The sequence below is a fragment of the Microbacterium phosphatis genome (assembly GCF_049177115.1).
Taxonomy (GTDB): domain Bacteria; phylum Actinomycetota; class Actinomycetes; order Actinomycetales; family Microbacteriaceae; genus Microbacterium; species Microbacterium phosphatis.
The window spans coordinates 874,007-884,575 of sequence record NZ_CP185370.1 but is presented as its reverse complement, the minus strand read 5'-3'; the positions used below and the strand labels follow the sequence as shown (position 1 = coordinate 884,575).

Sequence of the window (10,569 nt, the reverse complement as noted above, 5' to 3'; positions counted from 1 at the left end):
GATGATCCGGTCGGGGCGTCCTGGTGAACGGGATTCAGCGCTGCGTCAGGCGCGCGACGGCCTCGGCGGCGGGGACGAGCTCGCGCTCGCCCGAGCGGCGATCCCACAGCTCGACCTCGCCGTCGGCGGCGCCGCGGCCCACGACCAGCAGCTGCGGCACGCCGATGAGCTCGGCGTCGCCGAACTTCACGCCCGGCGAGACCTTGGGGCGGTCGTCGAAGAGCACGTCGAGGCCCGCCGCCTCGAGCTGCGCCGAGATGTCGGCGCCGAGGTTCAGCGCCTCGTCGCCCTTGCCGGTGGCGACCACGTGCACGTCGAACGGCGAGACGGCGGCGGGCCAGATGAGGCCCTTGTCGTCGTTGTTCAGCTCGGCGATGGCGGCCAGGATGCGCGTGGTGCCGATGCCGTACGAGCCCATCGTGACCGTGACGAGCTTGCCGTTCTGATCCAGGACCTTCAGCCCCAGCGCCTCGGCGTACTTGCGGCCGAGCTGGAAGACGTGCCCGATCTCCATGCCCCGCTCGAGGGTGATCGGGGTGCCGTCGGGGGCGAGGTCGCCCTCACGCAGCGTCGCCACGTCGACGACACCGTCCGCCGTGAAGTCGCGCCCGTAGACGAGCGAGTGCAGGTGCTTCTCGTGCTCGTTCGCACCCGTCACCCAGGTGGTGCCGTCGACGACGCGCGGGTCGACCAGGTAGCGGATGCCGCTGGCCGACTCCTGGCCGAGCACGGCGCCCTCGGCGGACCAGGGCCCGATGTAGCCCTTCACCAGCGCGGGGTGGGCCGCGAAGTCCGCCTCGGTGGCGGGGGTGACCTCGGCCGGCTGGAAGGCCACCTCGACGCGCTTGTCGTCGACGTCCCGGTCGCCGGGGAGGCCCACGACGACCAGCTCGCGGGTGCCGTCGAGGTGCGTCAGGGCGAGCACAACGTTCTTCAGCGTGTCGGCCGCGACCCACTCGCCGCCGGTCGGCTTGTCGATGTGCCCGTTGAGGTGATCCACCAGGGTCTGGATCGTGGGGGCCTGCGGCGAGTCGAACACGACCGGTGCGCCCTCGGCGATGGGCAGCGCCTCGGGAGCGCGCGTCTCGAAGGCCTCGACGTTGGCGGTGTAGCCGCCCTCGGACCGCACGAAGGTGTCCTCGCCGATGGGCGTCGGGTGCAGGAACTCCTCCGACTTCGAGCCGCCCATCGCGCCCGCATCGGCCTTCACGATCGCGTACTCCAGGCCGAGGCGCGTGAAGATGCGCTCGTAGGCGTCGCGCTGCGCCTGGTAGGACGCGTCCAGCCCCTCGTCGGTGTAGTCGAACGAGTAGGCGTCCTTCATCGTGAACTCGCGGCCGCGCAGGAGGCCCGCGCGGGGGCGCGCCTCGTCGCGGTACTTGTCCTGGATCTGGTAGATCGTCAGGGGCAGGTCCTTGTACGACGAGTACAGGTCCTTCACGAGCAGCGTGAACGCCTCCTCGTGCGTGGGCGCGAGGAGGTAGTCGGCGCCGTGGCGATCCTGCAGGCGGAAGATGCCGTCGCCGTACTCGGTCCAGCGGTTGGTCGCCTCATAGGGCTCGCGCGGCATCAGCGCCGGGAAGTGCACCTCCTGCGCGCCGGCCGCCGCCATCTCCTCGCGGACGATCTGCTCGAGCTTCGCCTTGACCCGCAGGCCGAGCGGCAGCCACGCGAACACCCCTGGCGCCTGACGGCGGATGTACGCCGCGCGCACGAGGAGCTTGTGGCTGATGACCTCCGCGTCGGCGGGGTCCTCCCGGAGGGAGCGGAAGAAGAAGGAAGAGAGCCGCGTGACCATAGGTGACCAGTCTAAGGATCGGGCGCGTCGCGTGCGGTGCCTCCTAGGCTGACCCCATGCCGGCTCGCTTCACGCACCTGTCGCCGTCCGCCGTCCGCAGTGCGCTCGCGGCCTCCTTCCAGCAGCTGCGCGAGGAGCTCGAGCTGCCGGAGTCCTTCCCTCCCGACGCGGTCGCCGAGGCGGAGGCCGTCGTCGCCGCGGGCGAGGCGGTCGACGGATCCGATGCGGACCGGGTCGATCTGCGTGGGCTCGAGTTCCACACGATCGATCCCGAGGGATCCCGGGACCTCGACCAGGCGCTGTCGATCACCCGGGACGGATCCGGCTTCGTCGTTCACTACGCCATCGCGGATCTCGCCGCCTTCATCCGGCCGGGCGGAGCGCTCGATGCCGAGACGCGGCGGCGGGGCCAGACGCTGTACGCGCCCGACGGCTCGGTCGCCCTGCACCCCGAGGTGCTGTCGCACGGCGCCGCCTCGCTGCTGGCCGAGCAGGATCGCCGCGCCTACGTGTGGCGCTTCGCGCTCGACGCCGAGGGCGCGCAGCACGAGCCGGCCCAGCCGCCGGTGCGCGCGTGGGTGCGCTCGCGGCGGCAGTGGACCTATGTCGACGCGCAGGCGGCGGTCGACGCGGGCACGGCCCCGGAATCGATCGCGCTGCTGAGCGAGGTGGGCCCGGCTCTCATCGCGCAGGAGGCCGCCCGGGGCGGCGCGAGCCTGAACTCGCCCGAGGAGGAGATCGTCCAGACCGACGAGGGCGGCTACGACCTGCGCGCCCGCGTCACGCTGCCGATCGAGGACTGGAACGCGCAGATCTCGCTGATGACCGGGATGGCGGCCGCCGCGATCATGGTCGCGCGCGGGGCGGGAGTCCTGCGCACGCTGCCCGCGGCCGACGCCGAGAGGATCGCCGAGTTCCGGCGCCGGGTCGAGCTCATCGGTCGCCCCTGGCCGGAGGGCCTGCCGTACGGCGAGTACCTGCGCCGCGTCGACCACACGGACCCCGCCGCGCCGGCGATCATGCAGGCCGCGAGCGGCCTGTTTCGCGGGGCCGACTACGTGGCCTTCGACGTCGCGGGCGGTGTGCCCGTGCCCGAGGAGCCCGAGCAGGCGGCGATCGCGGCGGTGTACGCGCACGCGACCGCGCCGCTGCGCCGCCTCGTCGACCGCTTCGTGCTGGCCATGTGCACGGACGCCCCGGCCTGGGCCCGCGAGGCGCTGCCCTCGCTCGCCGAGGCGATGCGCCGATCCGGCTCGCTCTCCAGCCGCCTGGAGGGCGGCGCCGTCGACCGGGTCGAGGCGGCGGTGCTGGCCGCGCACGTCGGCGAGGAGTTCGACGCCGCCGTCGTCTCCGCGCACAAGGGCGGCTCGCGCATCCAGCTCGCCGACCCGTTCGTCACCGCCACGATCGGCGAGACCCGCGAGCCGGGATCCGCGATCCGCGTCCGCCTGACGGGCGTCGACATCGCCAAGGGCGAGGTCACCTTCGCCGCCGTGTGAGCCGCCTGCCCGGCTGAGGGGCGGATCGGGGCCGGCGCCGCTTGCCTCGAACCGCCCCCACCGGCCGGGCTGAAGCGTCGGATTGGGGCACCTCACCCAGGCGCGGCCGGCGCTTGCCTCGAACCGCCGCCACCAGCCGCGCTGAAGGGGCGGATTGGGGCACCTCACCCAGCCGCGGCCGGTGCTTGCCCCAAACCGCCGCCACGGGCCGGGCTGAAGCGGCGGATTGGGGCACCTCGCCTGGCGAGGCCACGTCAGGGAACCAGCGCGGCGACCTCGGCGAGGAAGCGGTCGCCCAGGTCGTTGAGCTGCGCGACGTCGGTGACGGACGGCAGCGGGAAGATGAACTCGTCCACGCCCGCCTCGGCGTACGCGCCCATGGTGTCGACGATCTCGGCCGCCGAGCCGCCGATCGCCGGCCGTCCCTTGGCGTTCAGGGCTGCGGCCTTGGCCGCGTCGTCGAAGAAGACCACGGCCTGGGTGGTGCGCCAGAGCGACGAGGACTCGCGCCCCTCCTTCTCGAGCGCCGCCGTGAAGATCCGGTCCTTCTCGGCGAAGACATCTGGCGTCGACCACAGGTTCCACTCGTCCGCATAGCGGGCCACGAGCTTCGGCATGACCTTCTCGCCCTTGCCGCCGATCAGGATCGGAAGGGTCGGGTGCGGCTTCGGGTTCAGTGAGGCATGCTCCAGGCGGTAGCGCTCGCCCTCGAAGTCGGCGAACCCGCGTCCGTCGTGCGCGCTGTCGCGCAGGCTCGTCCACACCTGCAGCGCCTCGCGGAACCAGCGGATGCGGCTCGGCACGTCGCCGAACTCGAGGCCGAAGGCGCGGTGCTCGTTCTCCTGCCAGCCGGCGCCCACACCGAGCACAAAACGGCCGTCGGCGATGTCGCTGATCGCGGCCGCCTGCTTGGCCACGACCGCGGGGTGCCGGTACGTGTTGCCGAGCACCAGCGATCCGATCCGCACGTCCGGCACCGTCGCCGCCAGCGCCGTCAGCTGCGTCAGGCACTCGCCGCGCTCGCCGTCGTTGGGCTCGTGGGTGTTGTCCATGAAGTGGTCCTCGAGCCACAGCCCGCGCCAGCGGCCCGGGCCGGACACCGCCCCGGCGGCGTGGGTCGCGGCGGGGCGCAGGTCGCGCCAGGGCAGGTTCGCGGGGAGCCAGAGACTGAACTTCATGCTTCGAGCGTAGTGACGCCGCGCGCGGCGGTCGCCGCTCGAGCACGGAGGGCGGCGGGGACCCGGGAGGCGCTCAGACCTCGAAGACCGCCACGATCGCCGCCTCGACCTCGATCTCGGGCGTGGAGAACTGCGCGCCGCCGCCGTCCGCGCGGGCGAACATCGGCAGCGGGCCTCCCCCGCCGTGCACCTGGCGCTCGGTGATCGCGGTGAGCTGCGGCTCGGCGTGCACACCGGGGCGGATCGCAGCGGCGTAGGAGCGCGCTCGGCGGGCGGCATCCTGCACGGCGAGCACCCGCGCGGCGTCGAGGAGCCCCTCCCGGGTCTCGTCCGACAGCTCCCACCTCACCTGCTGCACGCCGAGATCCGCTCGCAGGGCGAAGGCCGACACATCCGCGGCGAGCGCCTCGAGGTCGGAGTACGTGGCCGTGATCAGGGAGGTGACGTGGTGCTGCGGCACCGACCCCTCCGGGTTGCCGGGCGCGGGCGCGTCGGTCCAGGCCCAGGGGCTGCCGACGTCGAGCTCGAGGCCCGGGCGCTCGGCGAGCGTGGCGGCGATGCGGGTGTGCAGGGCCGCGTGGCGCTCGACGACCTCGTCACGGTCCGGCCCGTGAGCGGCGACCTCGAGCCCGAGGATGCCGCGCTCGGCGGCGTGACGGAGGCGGTGGACTCCCTCGACGGTGATGGCGGTCATGGCCGGAGCCTATGCCCGCCGCGCCGAGGCCGCGAGATCCCGCCGTTAGGACGAGGAGGTCAGACGGTGACGACCTGCGCCGTTCCGAGCTGCGCGTCGGGGCCCATCTCGTCGGCGATTCGGCGCGCCTCCTCGATGAGGGTGGCGACGATCTCGGACTCGGGGACGGTCTTGATGACCTCGCCCTTGACGAAGATCTGACCCTTGCCGTTGCCGGAGGCGACGCCGAGGTCGGCCTCGCGGGCCTCGCCCGGACCGTTCACGACGCACCCCATGACCGCGACGCGCAGGGGGACGGTGACGTCCTTCAGTCCCTCGGTGACGTTCTCGGCGAGGGTGTACACGTCGACCTGGGCGCGGCCGCACGACGGGCACGACACGATCTCGAGCTTGCGCTCGCGCAGGTTCAGCGACTGCAGGATCTGGTGACCCACCTTGACCTCCTCGGCCGGCGGGGCCGAGAGGGAGACGCGGATGGTGTCGCCGATGCCCTCGCCGAGCAGGATGCCGAAGGCGGTGGCGCTCTTGATCGTGCCCTGGAAGGCCGGCCCCGCCTCGGTGACGCCGAGGTGCAGCGGCCAGTCGCCCCGCTCGGCCAGCATGCGGTACGCCTTCACCATCACGACCGGGTCGTTGTGCTTGACCGAGATCTTGAAGTCGTGGAAGTCGTGCTCCTCGAACAGGCTCGCCTCCCACACGGCCGACTCGACGAGCGCCTCGGCGGTCGGCTTGCCGTACTTCGCGAGAAGACGCTTGTCGAGCGATCCGGCGTTGACGCCGATGCGCAGCGAGACGCCGGCGGCCTTGGCGGCGGCGGCGATCTGACCGACGTTGCCGTCGAACTCGCGGATGTTGCCCGGGTTCACGCGCACCGCGCCGCAGCCGGCGTCGATGGCGGTGTAGATGTAGCGCGGCTGGAAGTGGATGTCGGCGATCACGGGGATCTGGCTCTTCATCGCGATGATCTTCAGAGCGTCCGCGTCATCCTGGTGCGGCACGGCCACGCGCACGATCTCGCACCCGGAGGCCGTGAGCTCGGCGATCTGCTGCAGCGTCGCGTTGATGTTCGTGGTCGGCGTCGTGGTCATCGACTGGACGCTGACGGGGGCGTCGCCACCCACGAGCACCTTGCCCACCTTGATCTGGCGGGACTTGCGACGGGGGGCGAGCGTTTCGGGGACGCGGGGCATCCCGAGGTTCACGGCTGGCACGAGATCCAGGGTAGTCGGCTCATATGGACCCCGGCTGTGCGCACGGCTACGTCACAGGCCGTCTCCAGCCGGGGCGGATCCGGCCGCTGTGGTACGTTTCCGGCATGTCCGCGAACCTCACCTCCTGGTGGCCCGCCTCCTAGGCGGTGCTTTTCGCGAACTCGAGAACAGACCGCCGCTCAGGCGGTCTTTCTGTATGTCAGGCCGCCGTATCGCAAGGAGACCCCCCGATGACCGGGCCCGCCACCGTCGACCTGATCCACCGCCTCGCCGCGGATCCCCACGCGTCGTTCGCGCTCATCGCCCGCGCCGGCGAGTCCGGATCCGTCGACTCGGTCGAGATCCTCACCGGTCCCGTCCAGGACGTGGAGCTGCTCCCCGACATCCCGCTGCACGCCGCCGACGGCACGCCGCGCGAGGTGCTCGCGCTGGTGCCGTACCGCCAGGTGCGCGAGCGCGGGTTCGAGGCGCACGACGACGGCGCACCGCTGCGCTGCCTGCTGATCGAGAGCCGCGCGAGCGCCCCGATGGCGGACGTCCTCGCGTCGCTGCCGTCCGAGCCCGTCGCCCTGACGGACGCCGGGTTCGACATCCCCGATGCCGAGTACGCCGACATCGTGCGCCGCGTGATCACCGACGAGATCGGCCGCGGCGAGGGCGCCAACTTCGTCATCCGCCGCGACTACACCGCGGGGGTCGACGCCGACCCGCGCCTCGCTGCGCTCACGTGGTTCCGCGCCCTGCTGCAGCACGAACGCGGCGCCTACTGGACCTTCGCCGTCATCACCCCCGGCCACGTCGCCGTCGGCGCGAGCCCCGAGGCGCACGTCACGGCCGTGGCCGGGGCCGCCGGCGAGCCGAGCACCGTCACCATGAACCCCATCTCGGGCACGTTCCGCCACCCCGCGGGCGGTGCCACCGTCGAGACCCTGAGCGCCTTCCTCACCGACACCAAGGAGACCGAGGAGCTCTTTATGGTGGTCGACGAGGAGCTCAAGATGATGAGCGCGGTGTGCAGCGACGGCGGCAGGATCACCGGCCCGCACCTCAAGGAGATGTCGCGCCTCACCCACACCGAGTACATGCTGCGCGGCCGCAGTCGCCTGGACCCCCGCGACATCCTGCGCGAGACGATGTTCGCCCCCACGGTGACCGGCTCGCCCATGCAGAACGCCTGCGCCGTGATCCGCCGACACGAGACCACCCCGCGCGGCTACTATTCGGGCGTCGCGGCGCTGTTCACGCCCCGCCCGGACGGCGGCCACGACCTCGACGCGCCGATCCTGATCCGCACGGCCTACCTCGTGGACGGTCGCCTGCGCGTTCCCGCCGGCGCGACCCTCGTGCGCCACTCGAGCCCCGAGGGCGAGGTCTCGGAGACCCACGGCAAGGCCGCGGGTGTGCTCGGGGCGATCGGCGCCGTGCCGCGCGACCTCCCGGCTCCGGCCGCCGACCCGGATCAGCCCACTCCGGAGCGTCGCCCGCTGGCGGAGGATCCGCGGATCGCCGAGCTGCTCGCCTCGCGCAACGCGCGCCTCGCGCCGTTCTGGCTCGAGCCCCAGGGCGCCGAGCCGGGCCCGCTTCACGGCCGCACGGCGCTCGTGGTCGACGCGGAGGACCGCTTCACGACGATGCTCGCGCACCAGCTGCGCCACCTCGGTCTCGATGTGACGATCGCGCACTGGTCGACGGTGACGGACGACGAGGTCGACGCGGCCGAGATCGTCGTGTCGGGCCCCGGCCCCGGCGATCCTCGCGATGAGGACAGCCCGCGCATCGCGCGGATGAGGGAGGTCGTCCGGCGGCGCCTGCAGGCGCGCGCGCCGCTGCTGGCCGTGTGCCTCAGCCACCAGATCCTCGCCGACCGGATCGGCGTCTCCCTCGCCCCGCTGGCGAGCCCGCACCAGGGCCTGCAGAAGACGGTCGACGTCTTCGGCGAGGCAGCCTCGATCGGGTTCTACAACACCTTCACCGCGCGCGTGCTGCCGGGCGTGACCGAGCTCACCCCGAGCGAGACCCGCTGCGGCGACGTGGGCATCGTGGAGGTCGCCGCCGAGCCCACCACGGGAGACGTGTATGCGCTGCGCGGCCGGGGCTTCGCCTCGGTGCAGGGGCACCTCGAGTCGATCCTGTCGCGAGACGGCATGCGCACCCTCGAGCGCCTGGTCGTCCACGCCGCGAGCTGAGCGCGGCGGCGGTCTCAGCCGCCGAGGGTGATGGGGTTGAACAGGTCGGCCGCCATCAGCAGCGCGCCCATGCCGATCATGAACACGACCACGAGCAGCGCCACCGGCACGAACTTCGTCGCGTCGGCCGGCGCGGGCTCGGGGGCGCCGCGCAGGCGCGCCCACGTGCGCTTGATGCCGTCCCACAGCGCGATCACGACGTGGCCGCCGTCGAGCGGCAGCAGCGGGATCAGGTTGAAGACGAACAGGGCGATGTTCACCGACCCGAGCAGGCCCACCATCGCCGCCACGCGATCGAGGATCGGCGCCTCGGCCGCCGCCACCTCGCCCGCGAGACGGCCGACGCCCACCACGCTGAGGGGCCCGTCGGGGTCGCGCTCCTGGCCCGTGAACAGATCGACCGCGGTGTCCCAGAGGCGCACGGGCAGCTGGACGATGATGCCGGCGACGCGCACGAGACTGTCGCCCGTGGCCTCGGCGCCGGCCCAGATCGGCTGGTGCACCCGCTCGACGGCGGCGGTCATGCCCGCGAATCCGACGCTCTGCGTGGTCACGGCCCCGTCGGCGCCGGCGACCTGACGCTCGGCGAGGATCGGCGTGAGGGTGAGCGTCTGCTCGGTGCCGTCGCGGAGCACGACGACCGCGAGGTCGTCGCCCGGGTGATCCTGAATGATCCCGGACGCCTGCGCGAAGGTCTCGACCGGGGTGCCGTCGACGGAGACGAGCGTGTCGCCGGGCAGAAGGCCCGCGGCCTTCGCGGGCGACGCCGGGTCGTCTGCGCCGCACTCGGTGACGTCGGTGCCGGCGGGCACCACGCACTCGGCGACCGCCTCGACCGTCGTCGTCACCTGCTGCATGCCGATGCCCGTGTAGAGCACCGTGAACAGGACGAGCGCGAGCAGCAGGTTCATGAAGGGCCCGCCGAGCATGATGACGATCCGCTTCCAGACCGCCAGGCGGAAGAACGCCCGCGAGGTGTCGACACCCTCGAGCGTCTCGTGGTTCGCGTCGCGGGCGTCCTGGACGAGCGTCGCGAGCATGCCGCGGCCCCGGGCCTTCTCCTTCACGGGCGCGTACATGCCCGCCATCGAGATGTAGCCGCCGATCGGCAGCAGCTTGATGCCGTACTCGGTCTCGCCGATCTTCTTCGACCAGATCACGGGGCCGAGGCCGATCATGTAGCGGCTGGTCTCGACGTCGAACCGCTTGGCCGGGGCGAGATGCCCGATCTCGTGCAGGCCGATGGAGACCCCGAGGCCCACCACGACGATGAGCACACCGATCACGAACGCGAGAACTGCCACGCGGCCCACCGTACTGCGCCGCGGCTATGAGAAAGATCCGCGGGTAGATTCGAGGGGTGACCTCCCGGCAGCAGCGCGTCCTCCGCGGCGGCGTCGCCGCCACGGTCGCGACGCTCCTGGCCGCGACGTCGCACACCATCGCCGGCGGCCCCGCCCCCGCGGTGCTGCTGATCGCGCTGATGGCGGCGCTGCTCACACCGGTCGCCTCGGTGATCGCCGGCCCGCGCGCGAGCCTCCCGCGCCTGGCCGCGGCCGTTCTCGCCAGCCAGGTCGCCTTCCACGCCGCCTTCCAGCTGCTGGGGTCCCCCACCGGCCATCACCTCGCCGCGACGGCGCACGTCCACACCCACGGTCACCTCGATCCCTCGATGATCGCGGGAGCGGGCGCCGCCCCCGAGGGCGCCGGCATGTACGTCGCCCACGCCGTGGCCGCGCTGCTCACCACCGCGCTGCTGTGGCGCGGAGAGCGGGTGGTCCGCGCCATCGCGGGCGCCGTGATCGCGCTGCTGCGTCGCATCCACACCCCGCGCGCTCCGCACCCGGCCGGACGGGCTCCTGTGCGCCCGGCCCCCTCTCCCGCGGGCGCCCCCGCGATCCTCCTCTCCTCGCTCTCCCGGCGCGGGCCTCCGGCGGTCGTCGGCGCCTGATACGGGCGCATCGGCACCCCCCCTTCATCGCGAGCGCTCATCAGCGCGCCGT

8 protein-coding genes are annotated in these 10,569 nt (G+C 72.7%); 3 read left to right on the top strand and 5 right to left on the bottom strand.

Translation table 11 applies throughout. The features are described from left to right. Positions 1 to 34 precede the first annotated feature (34 nt). Positions 35 to 1,798: a proline--tRNA ligase gene (locus ACOKGD_RS04125; protein ID WP_342336608.1), complete on the bottom strand. Its 1,764-nt coding sequence runs from the start codon at positions 1,796 to 1,798 to the stop codon at positions 35 to 37. Between the two features lie 56 nt (positions 1,799 to 1,854). Here ACOKGD_RS04125 and ACOKGD_RS04120 point away from each other — a divergent pair, with 56 nt between their 5' ends. Next, positions 1,855 to 3,297 carry an RNB domain-containing ribonuclease gene (locus ACOKGD_RS04120; RefSeq protein WP_342336609.1) on the top strand — a complete coding sequence of 481 codons (1,443 nt, stop codon included), beginning with the start codon at positions 1,855 to 1,857 and terminating at the stop codon, positions 3,295 to 3,297. Positions 3,298 to 3,551: 254 nt separating this feature from the next. On the opposite strand, the gene ACOKGD_RS04115 is transcribed toward ACOKGD_RS04120, so the two are convergent. From ACOKGD_RS04115 to ispG, 3 genes are all read right to left on the bottom strand, one after another. Further along, entirely contained in the window at positions 3,552 to 4,475 is a 924-nt protein-coding gene (locus ACOKGD_RS04115) for an LLM class flavin-dependent oxidoreductase (RefSeq protein ID WP_342336610.1), read from the bottom strand. A 73-nt stretch (positions 4,476 to 4,548) separates the two neighbouring features. After that, positions 4,549 to 5,169 (bottom strand): SIMPL domain-containing protein, encoded by a 621-nt coding sequence (locus ACOKGD_RS04110; RefSeq protein ID WP_342336611.1) that lies wholly within the window; start codon positions 5,167 to 5,169, stop codon positions 4,549 to 4,551. Positions 5,170 to 5,228: 59 nt separating this feature from the next. Further along, positions 5,229 to 6,359 (bottom strand): flavodoxin-dependent (E)-4-hydroxy-3-methylbut-2-enyl-diphosphate synthase, encoded by a 1,131-nt coding sequence (ispG, locus tag ACOKGD_RS04105; protein WP_342337156.1) that lies wholly within the window; start codon positions 6,357 to 6,359, stop codon positions 5,229 to 5,231. A 251-nt stretch (positions 6,360 to 6,610) separates the two neighbouring features. Between ispG and ACOKGD_RS04100 the strand changes: the two genes are divergently transcribed. Next, on the top strand, positions 6,611 to 8,566 hold the full coding sequence (locus ACOKGD_RS04100) for an anthranilate synthase family protein (RefSeq protein ID WP_342336612.1): 1,956 nt from the start codon (positions 6,611 to 6,613) through the stop codon (positions 8,564 to 8,566). Between the two features lie 14 nt (positions 8,567 to 8,580). Here ACOKGD_RS04100 and ACOKGD_RS04095 read toward each other — a convergent pair whose 3' ends face one another. Next, positions 8,581 to 9,870 (bottom strand): M50 family metallopeptidase, encoded by a 1,290-nt coding sequence (locus tag ACOKGD_RS04095; protein WP_342336613.1) that lies wholly within the window; start codon positions 9,868 to 9,870, stop codon positions 8,581 to 8,583. A 56-nt stretch (positions 9,871 to 9,926) separates the two neighbouring features. Here ACOKGD_RS04095 and ACOKGD_RS04090 point away from each other — a divergent pair, with 56 nt between their 5' ends. Continuing rightward, complete coding sequence (locus ACOKGD_RS04090) at positions 9,927 to 10,517, top strand: hypothetical protein (protein WP_342336615.1); 591 nt, start codon at positions 9,927 to 9,929, stop codon at positions 10,515 to 10,517. The last annotated feature ends 52 nt before the right edge of the window (positions 10,518 to 10,569 follow it).

Excerpts from the sequence above, each read along its gene's own strand:
- ACOKGD_RS04125 (WP_342336608.1), bottom strand. The coding sequence starts at position 1,798 with ATGGTCACGCGGCTCTCTTCCTTCTTCTTCCGCTCCCTCCGGGAGGAC.
- ACOKGD_RS04120 (WP_342336609.1), top strand. The coding sequence starts at position 1,855 with ATGCCGGCTCGCTTCACGCACCTGTCGCCGTCCGCCGTCCGCAGTGCG.
- ACOKGD_RS04115 (WP_342336610.1), bottom strand. The coding sequence starts at position 4,475 with ATGAAGTTCAGTCTCTGGCTCCCCGCGAACCTGCCCTGGCGCGACCTG.
- ACOKGD_RS04110 (WP_342336611.1), bottom strand. The coding sequence starts at position 5,169 with ATGACCGCCATCACCGTCGAGGGAGTCCACCGCCTCCGTCACGCCGCC.
- ispG (WP_342337156.1), bottom strand. The coding sequence starts at position 6,359 with ATGCCCCGCGTCCCCGAAACGCTCGCCCCCCGTCGCAAGTCCCGCCAG.
- ACOKGD_RS04100 (WP_342336612.1), top strand. The coding sequence starts at position 6,611 with ATGACCGGGCCCGCCACCGTCGACCTGATCCACCGCCTCGCCGCGGAT.